The organism is Mesorhizobium sp. M0189, assembly GCF_040322135.1.
Classification (GTDB): Bacteria; Pseudomonadota; Alphaproteobacteria; order Rhizobiales; family Rhizobiaceae; genus Mesorhizobium.
Window position 1 is genome coordinate 70,658 of record NZ_JAMYSW010000002.1, and the last position, 21,524, is coordinate 92,181.

At 60.8% G+C, this 21,524-nt stretch carries 23 protein-coding genes and 2 tRNA genes; 15 read left to right on the plus strand and 10 right to left on the minus strand.

Annotated features, from left to right (window positions below):
* The first annotated feature begins 191 nt into the window (after positions 1 to 191).
* The 13 genes from NKJ09_RS03220 (at position 192) to NKJ09_RS03280 (ending at position 12,634) form a co-directional block, all read left to right on the plus strand.
* Positions 192 to 1,472: an ABC transporter substrate-binding protein gene (locus NKJ09_RS03220; RefSeq protein WP_352493804.1), complete on the plus strand. Its 1,281-nt coding sequence runs from the start codon at positions 192 to 194 to the stop codon at positions 1,470 to 1,472.
* A gap of 2 nt (positions 1,473 to 1,474) precedes the next feature.
* Positions 1,475 to 2,398, plus strand: coding sequence for a carbohydrate ABC transporter permease (locus NKJ09_RS03225; protein ID WP_352482440.1), 924 nt, complete (start codon positions 1,475 to 1,477; stop codon positions 2,396 to 2,398).
* Complete coding sequence (locus NKJ09_RS03230; RefSeq protein ID WP_352482439.1) at positions 2,395 to 3,273, plus strand: carbohydrate ABC transporter permease; 879 nt, start codon at positions 2,395 to 2,397, stop codon at positions 3,271 to 3,273. Before NKJ09_RS03225 ends, NKJ09_RS03230 begins: the two co-directional genes overlap by 4 nt.
* Positions 3,274 to 3,313: 40 nt before the next feature.
* Complete coding sequence (locus NKJ09_RS03235) at positions 3,314 to 4,069, plus strand: RraA family protein (protein WP_352493805.1); 756 nt, start codon at positions 3,314 to 3,316, stop codon at positions 4,067 to 4,069.
* Positions 4,070 to 4,095: 26 nt separating this feature from the next.
* Positions 4,096 to 5,151: an ABC transporter ATP-binding protein gene (locus NKJ09_RS03240; RefSeq protein WP_352482438.1), complete on the plus strand. Its 1,056-nt coding sequence runs from the start codon at positions 4,096 to 4,098 to the stop codon at positions 5,149 to 5,151.
* Positions 5,152 to 5,423: 272 nt separating this feature from the next.
* Positions 5,424 to 6,095: a GntR family transcriptional regulator gene (locus NKJ09_RS03245; RefSeq protein ID WP_023719455.1), complete on the plus strand. Its 672-nt coding sequence runs from the start codon at positions 5,424 to 5,426 to the stop codon at positions 6,093 to 6,095.
* Positions 6,096 to 6,181: 86 nt separating this feature from the next.
* Positions 6,182 to 7,027 (plus strand): transporter substrate-binding domain-containing protein, encoded by an 846-nt coding sequence (locus NKJ09_RS03250; RefSeq protein ID WP_023719454.1) that lies wholly within the window; start codon positions 6,182 to 6,184, stop codon positions 7,025 to 7,027.
* A gap of 69 nt (positions 7,028 to 7,096) precedes the next feature.
* Complete coding sequence (locus tag NKJ09_RS03255; RefSeq protein ID WP_352609360.1) at positions 7,097 to 7,810, plus strand: ABC transporter permease; 714 nt, start codon at positions 7,097 to 7,099, stop codon at positions 7,808 to 7,810.
* Positions 7,807 to 8,526, plus strand: a complete 720-nt coding sequence (locus tag NKJ09_RS03260; protein ID WP_352494022.1) for an ABC transporter permease — start codon at positions 7,807 to 7,809, stop codon at positions 8,524 to 8,526. Before NKJ09_RS03255 ends, NKJ09_RS03260 begins: the two co-directional genes overlap by 4 nt.
* A 21-nt stretch (positions 8,527 to 8,547) precedes the next feature.
* Positions 8,548 to 10,140, plus strand: a complete 1,593-nt coding sequence (gene ggt / locus NKJ09_RS03265) for a gamma-glutamyltransferase (protein ID WP_352493807.1) — start codon at positions 8,548 to 8,550, stop codon at positions 10,138 to 10,140.
* Between the two features lie 454 nt (positions 10,141 to 10,594).
* Entirely contained in the window at positions 10,595 to 11,050 is a 456-nt protein-coding gene (locus tag NKJ09_RS03270) for a hypothetical protein (protein ID WP_352482432.1), read from the plus strand.
* Complete coding sequence (locus NKJ09_RS03275) at positions 11,047 to 11,802, plus strand: AAA family ATPase (protein ID WP_352482431.1); 756 nt, start codon at positions 11,047 to 11,049, stop codon at positions 11,800 to 11,802. Before NKJ09_RS03270 ends, NKJ09_RS03275 begins: the two co-directional genes overlap by 4 nt.
* A gap of 217 nt (positions 11,803 to 12,019) precedes the next feature.
* On the plus strand, positions 12,020 to 12,634 hold the full coding sequence (locus NKJ09_RS03280) for a class I SAM-dependent DNA methyltransferase (protein WP_352482429.1): 615 nt from the start codon (positions 12,020 to 12,022) through the stop codon (positions 12,632 to 12,634).
* 213 nt (positions 12,635 to 12,847) lie between these two features.
* Here the strand turns inward: NKJ09_RS03280 and NKJ09_RS03285 are convergent.
* The 10 genes from NKJ09_RS03285 to NKJ09_RS03330 all read right to left on the minus strand — a co-directional run bounded on the left by NKJ09_RS03285 (position 12,848) and on the right by NKJ09_RS03330 (position 19,018).
* A tRNA-Phe gene (locus NKJ09_RS03285) sits at positions 12,848 to 12,923 on the minus strand.
* Between the two features lie 319 nt (positions 12,924 to 13,242).
* Positions 13,243 to 13,434: a DNA gyrase inhibitor YacG gene (gene yacG, locus NKJ09_RS03290; RefSeq protein ID WP_023719447.1), complete on the minus strand. Its 192-nt coding sequence runs from the start codon at positions 13,432 to 13,434 to the stop codon at positions 13,243 to 13,245.
* A complete protein-coding gene (locus NKJ09_RS03295) occupies positions 13,431 to 14,060 on the minus strand; it encodes a Maf-like protein (RefSeq protein ID WP_023719446.1) in 630 nt (209 codons plus the stop codon). The genes yacG and NKJ09_RS03295 overlap by 4 nt, the downstream gene beginning before the upstream one ends.
* A 25-nt stretch (positions 14,061 to 14,085) precedes the next feature.
* Entirely contained in the window at positions 14,086 to 14,304 is a 219-nt protein-coding gene (infA, locus tag NKJ09_RS03300) for a translation initiation factor IF-1 (RefSeq protein ID WP_006200926.1), read from the minus strand.
* 89 nt (positions 14,305 to 14,393) lie between these two features.
* Complete coding sequence (locus NKJ09_RS03305) at positions 14,394 to 14,804, minus strand: arsenate-mycothiol transferase ArsC (protein ID WP_023719445.1); 411 nt, start codon at positions 14,802 to 14,804, stop codon at positions 14,394 to 14,396.
* A 58-nt stretch (positions 14,805 to 14,862) separates the two neighbouring features.
* On the minus strand, positions 14,863 to 15,348 hold the full coding sequence (locus NKJ09_RS03310; protein WP_023719444.1) for a UPF0262 family protein: 486 nt from the start codon (positions 15,346 to 15,348) through the stop codon (positions 14,863 to 14,865).
* A 2-nt stretch (positions 15,349 to 15,350) separates the two neighbouring features.
* Positions 15,351 to 16,643 carry a histidinol dehydrogenase gene (gene hisD / locus NKJ09_RS03315; protein WP_023719443.1) on the minus strand — a complete coding sequence of 431 codons (1,293 nt, stop codon included), beginning with the start codon at positions 16,641 to 16,643 and terminating at the stop codon, positions 15,351 to 15,353.
* 4 nt (positions 16,644 to 16,647) lie between these two features.
* Positions 16,648 to 17,082, minus strand: coding sequence for a DUF2948 family protein (locus NKJ09_RS03320; protein WP_352482425.1), 435 nt, complete (start codon positions 17,080 to 17,082; stop codon positions 16,648 to 16,650).
* 301 nt (positions 17,083 to 17,383) lie between these two features.
* Entirely contained in the window at positions 17,384 to 18,676 is a 1,293-nt protein-coding gene (gene murA, locus NKJ09_RS03325) for a UDP-N-acetylglucosamine 1-carboxyvinyltransferase (RefSeq protein WP_023719441.1), read from the minus strand.
* A gap of 159 nt (positions 18,677 to 18,835) precedes the next feature.
* Positions 18,836 to 19,018, minus strand: a complete 183-nt coding sequence (locus tag NKJ09_RS03330; RefSeq protein WP_352493808.1) for a hypothetical protein — start codon at positions 19,016 to 19,018, stop codon at positions 18,836 to 18,838.
* Positions 19,019 to 19,178: 160 nt separating this feature from the next.
* Between NKJ09_RS03330 and NKJ09_RS03335 the strand changes: the two genes are divergently transcribed.
* Positions 19,179 to 19,253, plus strand: a tRNA-Thr gene (locus NKJ09_RS03335).
* 828 nt (positions 19,254 to 20,081) lie between these two features.
* Entirely contained in the window at positions 20,082 to 20,873 is a 792-nt protein-coding gene (locus tag NKJ09_RS03340; protein WP_352493809.1) for a DUF1194 domain-containing protein, read from the plus strand.
* The last annotated feature ends 651 nt before the right edge of the window (positions 20,874 to 21,524 follow it).

A 21,524-nucleotide genomic window follows, 5' to 3' on the forward strand; every position in this document is an offset into this window, starting at 1 on the left:
AGGAAAGGCTACCGCCGGAAGCCTCAGAGGCCATCGGGCCTCGGCAGGGCAAGGCAGCATGTGGACGGGCGTGATCTGGGCTGTGTCGCTGTGGGAGGAGCAAAGCCACACTGCGGCCCAAGGGGAAACCTGGCCGTCGTCGCTCGACCCCGAAAGGGGGCCGACCAATTACAAGCAAGGAGGAAATTGTAATGTCCGGAAACCTATCGAGACGCAAATTCCTGGCCGCGAGTGCCGCGGCAACGGCCGGCTCGCTTGCGGCGCCGTGGATCGCCAGAGCAGAGGCGAACGAGATCACCGCGCTGCTGATCACCGGCGGCCCGCTCTATCCCAAATACTGGGAGAAAATCGTCCAGGATTTCACCGCCAAGACTGGCATCAAGGTTCGCTACGATCTGCTGGAATTCACTCCGCTGACATCGAAAGTCGTCACACTCAGCGCCGCGAAATCGAGCCAGTACGACGTCTACAGCACGCACACCGCCCAGATCGATTCCTATTTCAACCATTTTGCGCCGCTGAACAGCTATTTCAGCGACTCCGAACTGGCTGACTTCTATCCGGTTGCGGTCAAATACCTACGCGATCCCAAGACCGGCAATCTGGCCGCTATCCCGCGCAACATGGATGCGCGCGTTCAATATTACCGCAGCGACATCTACCAGGAGAAAGGCCTGAAGCCGGCCGAAACCTGGAATGATCTGGTGGACGTCGGCCTGAAACTTACCGGCAATGGCCACTATGGGCTGGTCGTGCCGGGGCAGGGTGACCCCGCGCAGCGCACCTTCAGCGATCTCCTGTGGCAAGCCGGCGGGGACTGGGTCGATCAGGCCAACAAGCCAGCTTTCAATTCCGAAGCCGGCATCAAAGCCCTCACCTTCTACCGCGACCTCATCCAGAAGCACAAAATCGTGCCGCCGGACGCGGTCGGCTATCAGTGGAATGAAAATTCGACCGAATTCTCGTCCGGTACGGTCTACGCCAATTTCGACTGGCCAGGTGCCTTCGCAACCTTATCCAATCCGGAAACTTCGCGGGTCGTCAGCAAGTGGTCGACTGCACCCTACATCAGGGACAAGGCAGCGATTTCGTGCGCCATCTCCCATGCCATGGCTCTCAATGGACAATCAGGACGCAAGGAACCTGCCGTCGAATTCATCAGATATACGGTCGGTCCGGAGGCGCAGCGGCTGCAGTTCGATCAGTTCACCAACTTCCCCAGCAGTCAGGCGATCGCCAAGGAAGTGATCGCAGCGGCAAAAGGTCCCCAGGCCGTGTGGCTGCAGCAACTCGAGACGACGATAGCGAACGGCAAGGAATGGCCGAAGCTGGCTGGATTCTCGAAAGTCTGCACCTTGATGTTTTCGGCTATCGAACAGGCCCTGACCGACCAGGTCTCGCCGAGCGACTCGCTCAACCAGGCGGCGACTGAGGCGGAGGAGATCATGCGTCGGGCCGGAGCATACGACTGAGGATGCCGCCCGTCGCGCAGCACCAGGTCCCGGGGCGTCGGCGACGTTCGCCGCTGCCCTACACCTGGCAGAGGGGGTACCTCCTGGCCAGCCCCGCGCTCCTCGTCATGCTCGCCATCCTTATCTATCCGCTCGGATATTCTTTCATAATGAGTTTCTTTCGCTGGGATCTGAGCGGCTCAGCGCCATTCGCCGGAACTGGGAATTACACCGACGAACTCTTCGGCCGCCAGTTCAATCAGGCTCTGCGAAATCAGATCATCTTCAGCGTCGTTTCCATCACGGTGGAAGTGGTGGCTGGAATGGCGATCGCTGTGCTCGTCAACGGCAAATTGCGCGGAATGCGGCTCGCGCGCACCTTGCTGCTGGTGCCGCCGATGATCGCGCCCGCCGTCGTGGGGCTGAATTTCCGTTGGCTTTTCAACACCCAGTACGGGCTCGTGGACGCGCTGCTGCGCATGTTCAACCTGCCCGACATCCCCTGGCTCAATCATCCGACCTGGGCTCTTGTCTCGGTGATTGTCGCCGATGTCTGGCAGAATACGCCGCTGATGGTGCTGCTATTTCTTGCCGGTCTGCAATCCTTGCCGCAGGAGCCGCTCGAGGCCGCCACGGTGGACGGCGCCACGCCATGGCAGCGCTTCTGGCACATCGTGCTGCCACTGATGCGTCCGGTCATCATGATAGCGCTGATGCTTCGCATCATCGACACGTTCCGGACCTTCGACGTCGTATGGCTGATGACGCAGGGCGGGCCGGGAGGCGCCACAAACCTACTCACCGTCTATTCCTATCTGCTGGCGTTTCAGGCGGTGGATTTCGGACACGCGGCGGCGGTTTCCTACATCGCGCTGGGAATGTCGCTGTTCGTGCTCGGCCTCCTCTACGGGGTGCCGTGGCTGATTGCGAAACGGAGAGCGATATGACCGAAGCCGCGATCGTCAGCGCGCGTCCCAAGCCACGGCGCCGTCGCCGCCGGTTCACGGCAGGCGCCGCCGGCCAATATCTAGCGCTGGTTCTGACCATCGCCCTCACCGTCTTTCCGCTGGCATGGCTGTTCCTGACCTCGATCCGCAGTTCAGCCGACATCTTCTCCGTCCCGGTGCACATCATCCCCGAGACCGCGACGATGGCGCAGTACGTCTCCGTCTTCACCGAGTACGACACGATGGGTTATGTGTGGAACACCGTCATCGTCTCGGTCGCGACGGTCATCTTGGTCCATCTGCTGGCCATACCCTGCGCATACGCCCTGTCGCGCTTCAGGATGCCGGGCGTCATGCTGATTTTTGGCCTGCTTTTGATCATGCGCATGATTCCGGTCATCGCGCTCGCCATCCCGCTCTTCGCCGTGTTCGCCGCGCTCGGCCTGCTGGATACCATTTGGGCGCTGATTCTGAGCCATACGGCGGCTAAACTGCCCGTCGCCATCTGGCTGCTGCTGGGCTTCATCCAGGATGTGCCCAAAGAGATCGAGGAGGCTGCCCAGTCGGACGGCGCCGGCACGGTGCGCACCCTGGTCCAGATCGTGGCGCCGCTGGTTGCGCCTGGCATCGGGGCCAGCGCGGTCATCACCTTCCTTTTCACCTGGAATGACCTGCTGCTCGCATTGACGCTGACTTCCAGCAAGGCCGCACAGACGCTGCCAGTCGGGCTGACCAACTTCGTCTCGCAGTTCGGCATCGACTGGGGAGCGATGTCGGCGGCGGGCGTCCTCATGGTCATCCCGACCTTGGCGTTTGTCTGGTTTGCTCAAGGCCTGTTGGTCAAGGGTCTCACGACCGGTGCAGTTCGCGGCTGAATTGAGATCATGAAAAACTTGATCGAAGGGAGGATGAAACGTGGAAGTAGGCCAGGCAGCGGCAATAAAGGACATTTCTCGGCCACCGAGGCAGCTGGTCGACGCACTTGCAGCGATCGGTTCAGCGACCTTGGCCAGCGAGCTTTATCACAAGATGGGTATTCGCGATCCGCACATCCGAGGGCCGCGGCCGCTAACGCCCGGCCGCACGGCGGCCGGGCCGGCTCTCACCCTCCAGTGCATGCCGAAGCGCGAGGATCTCTACAACGAGACTGAGTATGAGGAGCCCGAACGCCAACTTCACCGTCACGTCCTGTACCCCACGCAGCCGGGCGACATGGTGGTCGTCGATGCGCGCGGCGACCTTGGCAGCGGTATCTTCGGTGAGATGATGTTGACCTATTTCGCCGGGCGTGGCGGGGCCGGCGTGGTTGTCGACGGGTGTATCCGAGATTCTGCCCAGGCGGCTGCCTTGGACATCGGCATCTGGGTGAGGGATGTCACGCCGAATTTCCACGCCCAGACCAACATCGTCCCCTTTGCCGTTAACGTCCCCATTGCCTGCTCGAACGTACTCGTCATACCGGGAGACATCATCGTCGCCGACGATGATGGCGTCGTCGTGGTACCGGTAGCCCTTGCCCCAAAACTGGTTGAGCTCGCCGGCGAACATATCGAGTGGGAGGAATTTTCCCGCACGCGCTTGGCCGAGGGAGGCGACCTGCGGAAATACTACCCGTTGAGCCCCGAAGGCGAGGCCGAATACCGCGCCTGGCGGCATGCTCAACGAAAATGAGTAGTGCCCGGACGGGAGGAAAATAGGTGTCTGCAATCCAGATAGATCAGCTCGGCAAGAGCTTTGGCGCCGTGGAAGTTCTGCGCGATGTGACGATCGAGATCGCCAGCGGCGAGTTTGTCGTCCTTGTCGGTCCCTCAGGCTGCGGCAAGTCAACCCTTCTGCGCATGATCGCCGGCTTGGAAGAACAGACGACAGGCGAGATCCGCATCGGCGGGCGGGTCGTCGACGAGATGCCGGCCAAATCGCGCGACATTGCGATGGTGTTCCAGAGCTACGCGCTTTATCCGCACATGAGTGTCGCGGACAATATGAGCTTTGCGCTTCGATTGGCGAAGGTCCCCAGAGAAGAGATTGTCGCGAGGGTGAAAGCGGCCGCTGAAATCCTCGGCCTGCAGGATCTGCTTGGCCGCATGCCACGCCAGCTGTCCGGCGGTCAGCGCCAGCGCGTCGCCATGGGCCGGGCGATCGTGCGCGATCCAGCCGCCTTCCTGTTTGACGAGCCGCTGAGCAACCTCGATGCCAAGCTGCGTGTCAAGATGCGCGCCGAGATCAAGAAGCTTCACCAGCGGCTGGGCCGAACGAGCATCTACGTCACTCACGATCAGACCGAAGCGATGACCCTTGCCGACCGTATCGTAGTGCTGAACCGGGGCCGCATCGAACAGATCGGCACACCTTCAGAGCTCTATGAGCAACCCGCCAACCTGTTCGTCGCCGGTTTTATCGGATCCCCGGAAATGAACCTGATCCCGGGCCGGATCGACAACGGCGCATTCGTCGCCGAGCAGGGTCTCCGCTTACCCTTACCGGAGGACGGCCGGATGGGGGACAGGGAAGAGGTGGTATACGGAATTCGTCCGCAGCACATTGCAATCGGCGGGAACCACGCTCGGGCGGAGGTTCAGGTGGTCGAGCCGACCGGCGAGGCCCAGGAACTTACCTTGAATGCAGGTGGCGTCGACCTCATGGCCGAGGTGCGGGATCAGCCCCCGTTCAGACCTGATCAGGAGATTGGCTTGGAGATCATGGTCTCCAAGGTGCATCTGTTCGATGCTCGAAGCGGCATCAGGATTGTTTAGGGGCGGGCGCTGACGGGCTTCCGGCGAATCTCGGCATCGACCTTGGCCGGCATTGTCGAAGAGGTCGGTGAGGCGTCGAAGGTTTCCGACGCGTAGGCACCGAAAAGCACGCCGATCAGCGGCTTAGCTGATGACGGTGTGCTTGCCCCATTTTCCCCCCAAGTGTTTATTCTCACAATAGAAATTCTAACGCGCACAAGCTTCGGTGCTTGACACAGGTCGCGACAACTGGATAAGTGGATACACAGATACGCTCTGATTGGACCAAGGACATGGCAGCAGACGCAATCGAGCCGCTGGGCATCACGACCGCCGAGGAGGAGGCTTATCGCCACATTCAGCGTGCCTTGAGGATGGGGCGCTACCGCGCCGGGGACCGGCTTATCCCGGAAGAGATCGCGACGGAAATCGGCATGAGCCGCATGCCGGTTCGCGAAGCGTTCCGCCAGCTGGCCGCGGAAGGTCTTGTGGTCATTCGCCCGAACCGTGGCTGCATCGTCGCCGGGCTTACCCTCGATGAGATTTACGAAACCTTTGAAATGCGCTCGGTGCTCGAAGGGTTGGCGGTGAGGCTTGCCATGCCGCACATCGATGTCGAAGTGCTTGAAGAACTGGAACGCCAGCTCGACCGCATGGAGCGCGCCAGCCAGACCGGCAGCAGCGACTGGGTCGTGCGCCATCAGGCCTTCCATTTGCAGATTTGCCAATTGAGCAACCGACCCAAGCTGGTCCGGCAGATTGCCAGCCTGCACGTCGTGATCGAACCCTACCTGCGCATCTGGTTCGACTATGTCGACAAGCCCGCCAGCGCGCGCGCCGAGCACGAGATCCTGATTGAGGTGTTGCGGTCAGGTGATGCCGGCAAGGCAGAGATCGTCATGCGGGATCATATCGTCGAGACAGCGCCCCTTCTGGCCAACTTCGCAAGTCCCGGCCGCCGCTAGAAAACGCCATCTAACTCGTTGAAGCCGGAAGATAATCCGGCACGACGAAAGGGAACTGCCATACCGGCAAAAAAGAGGAGAATGACATGAAAATTAGCCGCATCGCAGCCATTGCGTCGGTCCTGTTCGGCCTGGTCCAGGCCGCCGTCGCACAAGAAACACCAAAGGCAATTACCATTGCCACCGAAGGAGCCTACGCGCCCTGGAATTTCACAACAGCCGACGGCAAACTGGACGGCTTCGAAGTCGATCTCGCCAATGATTTGTGCGGGCGAATGAAGATCGAGTGCAAGATCGTCGCACAGGACTGGGACGGCATGATCCCCGCGCTGACCGTCGGCAAGTTCGACGTGATCATGGCGAGCATGTTCATCACTGAAAAACGTCTGAAGATCATTGACTTTACCCAGCCATATGCGGTGGATCCCTCAGGTTTCGCGGTCGCAAAGGATAGCGAACTGGGCAAGGTCGGCATTTCCAACGAGCGGTTCAAGCTGGAGAATGAAGCCTCTGCGCAGGCGGCAATCGACAAGCTCAAGCCATTGCTGAAGGGAAAGATCATTGGAGTTCAGGCCGCAACGGCGAACCTGGAATTTGTGAAAAAATACTTCTCGGACGTCGCCGAGATTCGCGAATACAAGACCACCGAGCAACACGATCTCGATCTCGCTGCGGGTCGCATCGACGCGCTCTTCGCACAGCAGACAGCGCTGGCCGCCACGTTGGGCAAACCGGAGTTCAGCGACTATACGCTTGCCGGGCCGGGATTTGTCGGGGGGCTCTTCGGTCTTGGCTCCGGTGCCGGTATCCGCAAAGAGGACATCAAGCTGAAAGATATGCTCAACGGGGCCATCGACGCCGCGATCGCCGATGGCACGATCAAAACCCTGTCGCTTAAATGGCTCAAGAGCGACGTCACTCCAGTCAAGTAGGCGCTTGTCGGCGAACGGCCATTCCTGACCCGTTCCGGAGCTGAGCCGTTCGCCCTGCCGGGGGTATCGATGGTTGACGCATGCCGGCTACTTGGTTTCCAGCACGGAGGTTGGGGGGCTGCTCTTCTCATGGCGGCCTCGGTTACAGTGCTTCTGTCTGTGCTGGGCTTTGCGCTTGGCGCTGTATTCGGTGGGCTGGCAGCGGCCGGCCGTCTCCGCAACTCCAAGGTATTGAGGTTCTTGGCCCTTGGCTATTGCACGGTTTTCCGAGGCGTGCCCGACCTTCTGACCATTTATCTGCTTTACTATGGAGGAAGTGTCGCCCTGACCTCGCTTGGTCATAGCCTGGGCGGGTCCGGATTCGTCGGCGTTCCGGCCTTTGCCACTGGAACCTTGGCCATCGCAATCATCTCGGGCGCCTATCAAGCCGAGGTCTATCGAGGGGCTTACCTCGCCATCGACCAAGGACAGCACGATGCCGCTTGCGCGCTTGGTCTCAACCGGCTGCAGCGGCTGCGACAGGTTATTTTTCCCCAGCTCCTGAGCTACGCGCTGCCAGGTCTCGGCAACGTGTGGCAGTTGGTTCTGAAGGACTCGTCGCTGATATCGGTAATCGGCCTCGTTGAACTGATGCGCCAGGCACAGATCGCTGCAGGTTCGACCCGTGAACCATTCATCTTCTACATTGCTGCAGCCTTGCTCTATCTGGCTATCGCTTCCGTCACGGGCCATGCCTTTTACCGTCTGGAACGAAAGGCGCCGTGGCGCGTCCGGTCGGCATGATAGATTTCAGTTTTTTCCTCGAAATCCTGCCGAAGCTCCTCGCCGGCCTGCCGCTTACGATAGAATTGGCCCTGACTTCCATTGTTGCCGGCTTCGTCCTTGCCGTCACATTGGCGCTTGCCCAGCAATCGGAATCGCCCTTCGTCGTTTTGCCGATCCGTGGCTTCGTTGCAATGTTCAGGGGCACGCCCCTGCTGGTGCAGATTTTTCTGACATATTATGGCCTTGGTCAGTTCCGGCACCAACTGTCGGCAATTGGATTATGGGCCGTTTTCCGCGATCCCTACTGGTGCGCAATCATCGCGCTGACACTCAACACCACCGCCTATGGCAGTGAAATCCTCCGCGGCGCGATTCAATCGGTGCCGCGCGGCCTTGTCGAGGCGGCCCGGTCTGTCGGCCTGTCCACCTGTCTGACCTATCGGCATGTTATCCTGCCGCTGGCCTTTCGCCAGGCTCTGCCGAGTTACGGCAACGAAATCATCCTGATGATCAAGGGCACGTCTCTGGCCTCCATCGTGACCTTGATGGAGGTGACTGGAATTGCCCAGGGATTGATCTCCCAGACTTACCGCGCCTTTGAAGTCTTCATCTGCGCGGGCGCCGTTTATCTCACTTTGAATTTCACGATCATCCGTGCCTTGGCGGCACTCGAATACTGGATGTCGCGGCATCTGCGGCACCGCCCCTCGACGATGAGGGACGCCGCCTCTTGAGCACGATCAGAAGGGCATAGCATGCGAAATTTTGAGAAACCAACGCGCTCGGTCGTCGTTTCACGCGAGGCCATGGCCGCCACCTCTCATCCGTCGGCGACCCTGACGGCGGTGGAGATCATGGCGACCGGCGGCAACGCCATGGATGCCGCCATCGCAGCCTGCGCGGTGCAATGTGTCGTCGAACCAGCCTCGACAGGCATTGGAGGCGATTGCTTCGCTCTTCTGTCGCGAAACGGATCCGGCGAGGTCATCGCCTACAACGGATCGGGCAGGACACCCGCCGCCCTCACAATTGACTGGTTCCTCGAACGTGGCATGGCGGAGGTAGCTCGCAATTCTCCTGGCTCCGTCACCATCCCGGGAGCGATCGATGCCTGGACCAGATTGCACGCTGATCACGGGCACATGCCCTTCGATCAAATTCTGGCCCCTGCTATACGCTTCGCCGAGGAAGGCTACGCCATTTCACCGCGGGTCCATCGTGACTGGGCGTTGGAGGAAGAACTTCTGGCCTCCGATGTTACTGCGAAACGGATTTTCCTGCCAAACGGTCGCGCGCCAGGCGTTGGCCAAGTGCATCGCCAGCCTGAGTTGGCTGCAACGCTGCGGCTGATCGCAAGAAAAGGACGAGAGGCTTTCTACGCTGGCCCTGTGGCCGAAGACATGGTCGCCTATCTTCGTGGGCTCGGCGGATTGCACACACTCGAAGATTTCGCCTCGGCAACAGGCGAGTACGTGACCCCGATCAGCACGGCGTTTCGAGGCTGCGATGTGTTCGAATGTCCGCCGAATGGCCAGGGTGTGATCGCGTTGCTGATTCTAAACATCCTCTCGCGCTTCGAAGCCAACGGCGACCCGCAATCAGCGGACCGGCTTCACCTGGAAATCGAAGCGACACGCCTCGCTTACGCCGCGCGTGACCTGCTCGTCGCCGATCCTGATGCGTCCGAGGTCCCGGTGGCCGATATGTTGTCGAATGCTTGGGCCGATCGTCTGGCCGGCATGATTGACCTAAAGCGCGCCCGCGCGGACCTGCCGGCGTTCGATATGCCGCTGCACAGCGACACGGTCTATATTTCCGTTGTCGACAAGGATCGCAATGCGGTCAGTTTCATCAACTCGGTCTTCGACAGCTTTGGCTCGGGCCTGGTCTCGCCACGCTCCGGTGTCGTCTTGCACAATCGCGGGCAAAGCTTTTCGCTTGACCCCAGGCACCCCAATGCAGTGGCACCGAACAAGCGACCTCTGCATACCATCATACCCGGGATGCTTGCGAGAGGCGGCCGGGCAGAGATGCCTTTCGGCGTTATGGGTGGCTACTACCAGGCAATGGGCCACGCGCACCTGCTGACGAAGGTGCTCGACTTCGGGATGGATCTGCAGGAGGCGATCGATCTGCCGCGGGTCGCCCCTGTCAGCGGCACGATGAAGGTCCAGGCCGAACACGGGCTCGCTCGCGAAACCGTAGCTGAACTTAGCCGGCGCGGTTTCGAAATCATTCCTGCCACGGACCCGATCGGCGGTGCGCAGGCTATTCGCATCGATTGGGCAAACGGGACCCTGCTGGGCGGTTCTGAACCGCGCAAGGACGGCTGCGCCCTCGGTCTGTAGGGCGGTTGTGGCCAGAGCGGAATCCAAGATGCTGAAGGCGTTCTTCATCGCCATTTGGCCGGCGAGCAGGAGCCTCTGGCGCCATGGTCCAGATAATTCTTGCACGCCATCGACAATCCGCTCGGCGCGAGATTGTCACCCATGTCTTAGGTATAAACTGTTACCTATATGTACAGGGAAAAAATGGTGCCCAGAGGCGGATTCGAACCACCGACACGCGGATTTTCAGTCCGCTGTCGGTGATTGATATTGTTCAGATTTTAGGCCGAATGTCGCGTTTGTGTCGCGTCAAGCCAAAACCGCCCGCTCGGCCTGAACTCGTTGCCCTGTTCAGCGCCCAAACGCGCGTGCCGTGGTGCCGGCAGTCATTCAGATGGATGATGGTATGGTTCGGCACTCATAGTAAGCACTGATCCCCAGGCAATTTAGAGACTTTCTGAGGTCCATGTTCCCTATGGGCGCAAGCGGCGCGACGACGGAGGTGTTGGCGCAGGCGGCGGGGTCGGCGTCGTCGAGGCTCGCACGCCTGGAAGCCACGACGACCGACGTCGACCAACGGGCAACCGTTGGGCGCTCGATCGATCAGGAGATGGCACGGGCGACGAGCCAGTTCGACAGCGACAGGCGTGTCAACCAGCCGCAAGCGCAGGCGATCGAGAAGCAATTGCAAGTTCTCAAGTCAACCGGCAACGCTGTGGCGGCTCAACAGGCGGGACTGCACGCCATGGAAAGGCAGTCTTCCACCGCATCGCATCTCCTCCAAAGCTTTTTGCGGCGTCAGCAGGATGCCAGCGAGCGGGGTCAACTCGGCCAGGCGAATGCCAGAGTGTTTACGCTCGCCACACCGCCGGAGCGGGCGAGCTCGCTTCATCCGATCTTTCTGCTTCCTGTTCGGGAGATCCCTACATGATTATCGAGTTGTTCGGTCCGCCTGGTGCAGGCAAGACGACCCTTCTCCGCGCCCTTTGCCGTGAGCTGGCGAAACACGACATCCGTGTGAAGACAGTCAATGGCTATCGCCGGATTGATTTTGTATCTGTCGGCAGCGAAGTCGATTCGGTCGAGGATGAAAGCCCGGAGACACGCCATGGTATCCAGCGTCTGGTGCACAAGCTCGCCACCGCGAGTCCGGTCTTGTTCTCGACCCCGCCGAGCGAGGGGGCCGCTGCGCGGCTTTTGGCATCGATCCCTCCAAAAAGCCGAATATGGGCGTTGCGTCTGAAGATCGACGTCGTTTTGCTTTTCGAAGCCTGGAATACGGCGCAGGCCTCAGAAGGGTACTTCATTTTCGAAGAGGGCATTGTTCAGGCGTTGTGCGCGCTCGTCCTGTTGGGACGAAATCAAAGTATCGACATGGTTCGTAATTGCCTGACGTTCCTGCCGCGACCGGATCTCCTCATTCAAGTCGACGCGCCCGGGGAAACGCTGCGCCACCGCCTCATTGAGCGGTATGCGCGGCAGCCGTACCTCGAGCGCCTTCTCGAAGTCGGAGTGGTCAGGGGCCTGAAGCAAGCGGATATCGCGAGGGAGATCGGGCAATGCCTGCAAGACAAATGGCCGCTGATGCGTGTCGACGGCCTCGACCCACGCAATTTCGAACAGGTCGTCGCGCGCATCGTGGGGCACGGATTGCCCGCGACGGCATGCGTCGGGCCAGACTAGAGGCGCGAGTTGCATGGTGCTCACGGTGAGATCGTTCGTTGGCATTCGCAGATTTCTGCGGGCGCAGCGGCGACCGTTCGGGAGCGTCCATGAGAACCGTGCACCCGCTCGTCGGGATTACCGAGCAAGCCACCAGACGGCTGGGTACGGTGCCCATTACTCCGACACGTACCGGTCCGGCTACTATGCAGCTCTGTGGTCGGGTATCGAAAAGCCTTTGGTCGAACGTATTCTCCTGCCTGTCGGCGGGCCGAACCGGAAATGCCTGGACTTCGCATGCGGCACAGGCCGCATAGCAAATATCGCAGCTCCATTTTTTGGTGAAGTCGTCGGCGTTGACATCTCCCAATCTATGCTGGCTAGCGCACGGGTTCCGAAGAACGTGAAATTGGTCCGCGCTGATCTTACGTTCTCTCCGCTTGCCGAAAGGTTCGACGTGGTCACGGCATTCAGATTCTTCCTCAATGCTGAAGATGAGCTCAGGAAGGATGCACTGTCGGCCATCAGCGCGCATTTGAACGAAGGTGGATTGCTAATCTCGAATATCCACATGAATGCGACCTCCCCAATAGGGCTGGTCTGCCGCATTCTGAACCGTTATGCAGGAGGGACAGTCCGCCACACTTTGAGCATTAAAGGATACGAGCAGACGCTCATTGCAAATGGCTTTATTGTCGAGCGGATAGTTGGGTACGGTTTTTTGCCGCGACCCGGGAAATTGCTGCCAAGACTGTGCGAAATATTGATGGTGCCGTTTGAAAGGATCTGCGCAAGTGCCAGGATTCCGGCGGAGCTTGCGCAGAATTTCCTGGTGGTTGCCAGAAAGCGGTAAAGCCGGCGGGCACATGAAATTTGAAACCGAGCATTTGCCATGAGGCTGGTCTTTGTTGAAGCTGATGTCGCGTTCATGTCGCGTGGAGTTGCCGACAGTCGCAGGAAACCCTTGAAACTCAACGGTAACAGTTCGCAACACGGCGCGACATGAAATGCCGTAAGTCGCCAAGCTGGCGACACCGCAAGCCATTGACTTTATATGAGGAAGTAGTGGTGCCCAGAGGCGGATTCGAACCACCGACACGCGGATTTTCAGTCCGCTGCTCTACCAACTGAGCTATCTGGGCCTGCTCCGGCGGGCGGCAATCTGCACACCGGGTTCATGAAAGCGCCGTCGGCACCCCTTGAAAGCGCGTGGGTTATAGCACGGGAATCCGGCCTGTCCAGCGCTTAGAGCATGATCCCGAAAAGTGGAATCCGGTTTTCGGAAAAGATCATGCTCAGGCAAAACGCCAGAACCTGTTCCATCCGACTCTACCCGGATGGAACAGCTTCTGGACATTGAGTTCAGGCGGGAAGCGACAGGCAGTCGGCAAGGCCGATCATCGGTCACAATCGCGGCCGCGAAACCGTCCCGAGCTTGTGGAAAACTGCAGGCGGACGGCGCTATTTCTGGTGGTCGTCGTCGTCCTCGTCGTCGCGGCCCGGGATGACGTAGACGCCCTTCAGCCAGCGGTTGAGGTCGATGTCCTTGCAGCGCTTCGAGCAGAACGGGTAGGTTTCGCGCGCCGATGGCTTGCCGCATTCGGGGCAGGGCCGCTTGGGTCGCAGCGGCGTGACCTTGTCGTCCGGGCTCATATCCGCGCACCCGCCAGCCAGTTGACGTGCACCTTGAAGCCTTCGCCGCTCAGCAGCGCCACCGTCTCGTAGAGCGGCAGGCCGACGACGTTGGTGTAGGAGCCGACGAGCTTGACGACGAAGGCGCCGGCAAGCCCCTGGACGGCATAGCCGCCGGCCTTGCCGCGCCATTCTCCCGACGCGATATAGGCGTCGATCTCCTCGCGCGGCAGCCGCTTGAAGCGCACCCTGGTCTCGACCAGCCGCAAGCGCTGCTTGCCGCCCGGTGTGATCAGGCAGATGCCGGAATAGACCCGGTGCGAACGGCCGGACAGCAGCCCGAGGCAGTTGGCGGCATCGTCGAGCGTCTCGGCCTTGGGCAGGATGCGCCGCCCGACGGCAACCACCGTGTCGGCGGCCAGCACGAAGCTCGGCAGGTAGTCCGTCTCGGTTTTCAGCGAGACCAGCGCCTTCTCGGCCTTCTGCGTCGCTAGCCGCTTGGCCAGCGACCGCGGATGCTCGGCACGCAGCGGCGTCTCGTCGACATCGGCCGGCAGCACGCGATCCGGCTCGATGCCGGCCTGCTGCAACAGCTCGATCCGGCGCGGCGAACCCGAGGCAAGCACGAGCTTCTGCAAAATGCCCATCGCGATCCCGGCCGGGTCCTTGAACTTACTTGAAGCGGTAGGTGATGCGGCCCTTGGTCAGGTCGTAGGGCGTCATCTCGACCAGGACCTTGTCGCCGGTCAAAACGCGGATGCGATTCTTGCGCATGCGGCCGGCCGTATGGGCGATGATTTCATGTTCGTTTTCGAGCTTGACCCTGAACATCGCGTTGGGCAGCAATTCCGTCACGACACCCGGAAACTCGAGGACTTCTTCCTTCGGCATTCGATACCTTTGCTTGGATGGGTACTTCCAGCGCCCCGGCCGGAAAGTTGCGCGGAACCTATATGATAAACGTCCGCTTGTGAACACGCTTAATCCGCGGCGTTTTCAGCCTCGTTGCCGAGAAAACGGCGGCCGATCCGCGCCTTCAGCCGCTCGCGCACGTCGCGATAGGCAGCCATGATCTGTTCGCGCGTGCCGCTGACGCCGGTCGGGTCGGGCATCGGCCAATATTCGACTTCGACGGCCAGCGAGCGGGTGAGTTCGAGCGCGGTGTGGTGGGCTTCCGGCGCCAGCGTCACGATCAGATCGAAATAATCGTCTTCGAGGTCGTCCATCGTTCTCGGGTGCCGTTCGCCGAGCGACAGCCCCTCTTCGGCCAGCACGGCATCGACGAACGGATCGCGTTCGCCGCCGCGCACCCCGGCCGAGGCGACGAAAGTGGTAGGCGGGAGCACCTTGCGCGCCAGCAATTCGGCCATCGGCGAGCGCACGGCGTTCATGCCGCAAACAAACAGGATCGAGCGGGGCAGGATCGAGCGGGGCAGCGGGGCGGCCAGTTTAACCTCGCCAGTGCAGCACGCAAACCAGCGTGAACAGCCGGCGCGCCGTGTCGAAATCGATGTCGATCTTGCCGGCAAGCCGGTCCATCAGCGTCTGCGAGCCTTCATTGTGCAGGCCGCGCCGGCCCATGTCGATCGCCTCGATATGGCTGGGCGTCGCGGTGCGGATGGCGTCGTAATAGCTTTCACAGATCATGTAGTAATCCTTGACGATGCGCCTAAGCGGCGTCAGCGACAGGATATGGGTGACCACGGCTGCGCCGTCCTCGCGCGCCACCGCGAACACCAGCCGGGATTCGGCCAGCGACAGTTTCAGTCGGTATGGCCCGGCACCGTCGTCATTGACCGGCTGGAAACGGTTCTCCTCGATCAGGTCGAAGATCGCCACCGCCCGCTCATGCTCGACATCGGGCGTCGATCGGCCGATCGTCTCGTCGAGCTCGACATCGATCAGCCTGGCGCGGGTTTCGTCGTAGTCGGACATTTCTACATGTTCAGCCGGATGGCGACGGAGCGTCCATGCGCATCGAGTCCTTCCGCCTTGGCCAGCGTGATCGCCGCCGGCGCCAGCGCCCGCAACTGTTCCGGCCCGAGCTTCAGGATCGAGGTACGCTTGACGAAATCGAGCACCGAAAGCCCGGACGAAAAGCGCGCCGAGCGCGCCGTCGGCAGCACGTGGTTGGAGCCGGCGACATAGTCGCCGATGGCCTCCGGCGTATGCCGGCCGAGAAACACCGCACCGGCATTGCGCATCCGCGCCAGGAAAGGCTCTGGGTCGTCGATGGCAAGCTCGACATGTTCGGCCGCGATGCGGTCGACCAGCGGCAGTGCTGCCTCGATCGTCGGCACCAGGACTATGGCGCCGAAATCGCGCCAACTCGCCGCCGCCGTCGCGGCGCGCGGCAGGTTCTGCAATTGGCGTTCAACCGCCTGTTCGACCGCGTCGCCGAAGGCAGGGTCGTTGGTGATCAGGATCGATTGCGACGACACGTCGTGCTCGGCCTGGGCCAGCAGGTCGGCTGCGATCCAGTCGGGGTCGTTGCTGCCGTCGGCGACGACCAGCACTTCCGAAGGCCCGGCGATCATGTCGATGCCGACCGTGCCGAACACCTGGCGTTTGGCCGCCGCGACATAGGCATTGCCGGGGCCGACGATCTTGGCGACGGGCTTTATCGTCTCGGTGCCATAGGCAAGGGCTGCGATCGCCTGGGCGCCGCCGACGCGGTAGATTTCGGAAACGCCGGCAAGGTCGGCCGCGACCAGCACCAGCGGCGGCACGTCGCCGCCGGAGGCTGGCACCACCATGGCAATGCGCTCGACGCCGGCGACCTTGGCCGGCACGGCGTTCATCAGCACCGAGCTCGGATAGCTCGCCGTGCCGCCCGGCACATAGAGCCCGACGGCCTCGATCGCCGTCCAGCGCGAGCCGAGCTCGACGCCGGCGGCGTCGGTATAGCGATCGTCTTTAGGCAGCTGCCGCTGGTGATGGGAGCGGATGCGCTCGCGGGCGAATTTCAGCGCCTCGACCGTCTGCGGATCGGCTGCATCGTAAGCCTTGGCAATGTCATCCTTGGACACCGCAATGCCGAGCCTTGTCAGGTCGCCGCCGCCGAATTTCTGCGTGTAGGCGACGAGCGCCGCGTCGCCGTCGGCGCGCACCTTGGCGATGATCTCGCGCACCACGGCGTCGACGTCGGCCGAGACTTCCCGCTTGGTCAGCAGGAACGCGGCAAAGCGCTGCTCGAAATCGGCGTCGGACTGGCGAAGCGTGATGGCCATCGGCTCAGACCCTGTGGACCGGGCGCGATGTCGCTTCCCAGGCACCGCCGACATCGGCAAGCCGCGCCTCGATGCATTCGACATCGAGCATGATGGCGCCGCCTCCCGCAAAGATCAGCTCGACGATGCCGGCCGGCTTGTCTAGCGCGAGAAAGCTGATCGCCAGCAGCGACAGCACCTCGTCCGGTTTGTCGCGGGCAATGCCGCTGGTCTTGGCGGCGAGCACCCGGTCGAAATGCAGCACCGCTTGCCGCCGCTCATTGTGCTGGCGCAAGAAGCCCGATTTCGCCTCCCAGACGAAGCGGTTCATGGTCAGCACGAAGCGCTTGACCGAAGGCAGGTATTCGAGATCGCTGACCTTCATCACGGCATCCTGGACATGCGCCGAGATGATGCTCAGATCCTGATCGTCGAGCGCGACAAGCTTAAGGCCATTCATGCGGAATTCGCACCTGCGAGTTGACTATTCGACCTTCTGTTAGGCGGTCTTTCCGGCTCGTGCAACCGCACCGGAGGTCTTGGCCAGGCAATCGCCCCGGTCAGCGCCGCCCCTCGTCCGCCTGCCGGGACCTTCTCCCCGTATAGGGACGGGGAGAAGAGGCTGGCCGCAACCTCGGCACCCTCTCCGCAACGCTGGAGATTGGCGAAATCCTTCGCCAGGCGGTCCTTCTCCCGTCCCTATACGGGGAGAAGATGCCGGCAGGCAGATGAGGGGCGGCGCTGACCTGAGCCTGCTATCGTTACCCCGAAATGCGCTCGATCTCCGCGCCGCAGCCGGACAGCTTTTCTTCCAGCCGCTCGAAGCCGCGGTCGAGATGATAGACGCGGTTGACCGTGGTCTCGCCTTCTGCCGCAAGGCCGGCAATGACCAGCGACACCGAGGCGCGAAGGTCGGTTGCCATGACAGGCGCGCCCTTCAGCTTCGCCACGCCGTCGACGATCGCCGTCTGGCCGGACAGCGTGATGTGGGCGCCGAGCCGGGCGAGCTCCTGGACGTGCATGAAGCGGTTTTCGAAGATCGTCTCGGTGATGCGCGACTTACCCTTGGCCATCGTCATCAGGCCCATGAACTGCGCCTGCAGATCGGTCGGGAACGCCGGGAACGGCGCCGTCGTCACGTCGACCGGCGAAATGCCGGCGCCGTTGCGCCTGACGCGGATGCCGGAATTGGTCTGCGTGATCTCAGCACCGGTCTGCGAAATGATGTCCAGCGCCGTCTGCAACAAGTCGGGCCGCGCGCCTTCCAGCACGACGTCGCCGCCGGTCATCGCCACCGCCATCGCATAGGTGCCGGTCTCGATACGGTCGGGGATCACCCTGACGCGGGCGCCCGACAGCGCCTCGACGCCGTCGATGGTGATGGTCGCGGTGCCAGCGCCGGAGATCTTCGCACCCATGGCGTTGAGGCAGTCGGCAAGGTTGACGATCTCGGGCTCGCGGGCTGCGTTTTCGAGCACCGTCTCGCCCTTGGCCAGCGAGGCCGCCATCATCAGCACATGGGTGGCGCCGACCGAGACTTTCGGGAACACGTAGCGGTTGCCGACCAGCCGGCCGTTCCTGGTCTTGGCGATGACATAGCCGGTGTCGACGTCGATATCGGCGCCCAGCGCCTGCAGGCCTTCCAGGAAGAGGTCGACCGGCCGCGTGCCGATGGCGCAGCCGCCGGGCAGCGACACCTTGGCCTCGCCCATGCGGGCCAGCAGAGGGCCGATCACCCAGAACGACGCCCGCATCTTCGACACCAGCTCGTAAGGCGCCGTCGTGTCGACGATGTTGCGGGCAGAGAAATTGATGGTGCGCGAATAGCCCTCATGCTGCTTTTCGCGGCGGCCATTGACCGAATAGTCGACGCCGTGATTGCCGAGGATGCGGATCAGCTGCTCGACGTCGGCCAGATGCGGCACGTTTTCCAGCGTCAGCGTGTCGTCGGTCAAAAGCGCGGCGATCATCAGCGGCAGCGCGGCGTTTTTCGCGCCCGAGATCGGGATGCTTCCGGCAAGCTTGTTGCCGCCGACAATTCTGATGCGATCCATGAAGAGCGTCCCCTCGGCCGAAAAGCCGGTTTAAATCGGTTGAGTCAGTTGCGGCCCATCTAGACCATTGGCCGGCTTGGTTCAAGAAACAGGCTATTTCCCCGCGTTGGCCCACGATACCTTGGCCAAAATACCGGCGACCAACATAGCCGATTCGCGTTAATCCTTCTGCTTTGCCGCCTGCAGCCCGTCCGGCCGCTGGTCGGCCCCGCCGGTTCGCCGTGAGCGCAATTGCGCCTTGCGCTTCTGCAGATTGGCACGCAACTGCTCGGCCAGCCGGTCCTTGCGGCCAGCCTTTTTTGGTAGACCATCCTTGTTCGGAGAAATTGTCTTATCGTTCATCGTCCCGTCCCCGGCCGGCGACCCGCCGGTGCGTATCAAGGGATAGCGAACATTGTGGCACGGCCATGTCCGCAACGATCGCCTGGTGCGGCCTTTCAACCCGTCTTTGTCTTGGCCTTGCGCTTGCCGGTTCGATATGGCAGAAGCCCCGCCATCGGCGGCTGCGGTAGCTCAGTGGTAGAGCACTCCCTTGGTAAGGGAGAGGTCGAGAGTTCAATCCTCTCTCGCAGCACCAGATTTTCGGTCACCGAGGATTTGTGTTGCGCCTGAATTTCATCGCCCTTTGACTCGCCGTGTCTTTGCGGCCTTTAGGGCGCCGGCCCGGCATGCTCCTGGACCCGGCTTGCAGCCGTTCCCGCATCTCGCAATTTTTCGGACGCAGCGCGGCTCCCGGGTCACATGGCGTCGGGCGGTGCAAGAAAACAGTTCTCATGCTCTTCGGTCGGATGAAGGCAAATATGATAATTGCCATCCTGCGACGGAATCTCATCACCATACGGAATGAAGTATCGCTGCTGCCGCGTGATCTTCCGATGATCCCCAGGCCTCAAGATGACAACCCAGCCACTGGGACGAACATGAACCGCCCGCGCTGGGATTCGCTGACACTCACCGTGTTCCGCGTCGCCGTGACAGCAGGCCAGCGGACAGCTCCACCCTGACGGGGCATCATGCGCCCTCGAGGGAACCAAAACCCTAACGACGAAAAGGCCGCAAGGACGACCGCGGCAGTGGCTCGGCGCCGCGCCATTCCCTTTTCCGGTTGCCGCTTCGGCCACATGTTGAAGTGACCATATGCCTGATAATTAGCACTAGCTAATAAAAAGATGCTGGAGCGTCCTCCTATGCAGCCGTTCTTGCGTTCCGCTCCGGCATGCTGACTACCCCGTGTCTCTCCCTCCATTTTGTTGACTTTTGAAATAGTCACAGCTAATATAGAGAAAGCTAATGTTAGGAGAGTAAGCCCCTTTATCTAAACTACTTGAGTTCCCTTCAGAATTAATAGAAGTCAGCGATCAACCGCCCCCCAAGAGTTTAATAAGCTCATGAGGATAGATGGGAGATGCAAGTCCTATCCTTTAGCGCACTGATCGCAGGATTGCTGAAAATTGTGCTGGTCTCTGTCCAGTATATTCACGCAAATCCTCACACGATCGGTCTTTCTCCTCGTGGAATTCGCGAGAAGGTTGCCCTTGAGAATCCGATCAACGAAGTCGATGTCGCAATCGTTCTCGCGGCCGACATGTCCGGCTCTATCAACCAGATAGAGGCAAACCTACAACGCGAGAGCTATGCGGCTGCTTTGGAATCAGCGACCGTGCTTAAGGTGATCAAAGAGGGTATGCACGGCAAGATCGCCGTCACCTTTGTCGAATGGTCGAGCCGCGGCTCCTCGGAAACCAGGGTGAGCTGGACCATTCTTTCTGACGCAAAGGATGCGGCCGTCATCGCTAAGGCACTCCGGAAGAAGTCTGGAAGGCTGCGTTCTGGTCCGCACGGATCGAATACGTCGATCTCATACGCCATCGACGCCTCCGTGGACGCCTTTGACAAACTGCCTGTCCCAACCTTGCGCAGGATCATCGACATTTCAGGTGACGGAGCGAACAACGACGGAACGTCTGTCGATGACAGCCGTCAGAGAGCACTTCGGAAAGCCATCGTGATCAATGGTCTTCCGATAGGCGCCGACGTTGAAAATGGTGAGACGACGACGGAATATTATTCGAGGCACGTGATCGGAGGACCCGGCTCGTTCGTCATTCCCGCCGACAGTGCCGCTTCCTTTCAATCGGCAATAATCAGGAAGTTAATTCGAGAAGTGAGTTCCGCCTCCGGCAAAGCACGTTCTTAGACGGATCCTGCGGTCTGCCCGACGAAGCTCTGAAAATAGTCCAACAGTCGACGGATTGTCGCTGATTGAACGTTACTTAAGAAAGGTTCGAGCGATTTTGGGGGGATCCAAAAATCGGCCAGGCTGATCTCGAAGCAAAACGGTAGCCGACGGCCCCGTTTAGGGTTCGAAGTAGTCTTGCGTGTGTCTGACGTGAGTCCAACGGTCCAGCCGTCCAAAATCGGCCCGCGCATGGCAGCCAGAGCCGTTCAAGCGGTCGCTCGAAAATCCCTTAGGTGCCAAGCATCTCGCCATGCTAGGAAAATGCCAAGGTCGGCGCACAGCTCCGCTCGCATGCGCCATGATGCGTGCGGGGAAAGGCTTCTGGTCTGCCCCTGCTGCAGGCGGCTTAGCAAAGCTTGCAGCCGGGAACAACCACTCAACGACTCGCGTTTCTTGCCAGGGCCCGCTTCTTTTGCAACAGGGCGGCGGGCGTCGAAGGCTCGCAAATGTCGCGCCGGCGTTTCAATAGCACTCGCCTCAGCCCTCACGATTTGGCTATTTGTGAACGCGTGTTTGATCAGGTTTGCGCAGATGAACACATTGACCCTTTAAGCCTGGATGCCGAAACCTTAGCGGTGATGATTGTCGCAATCTTCCGAAACTTGACTA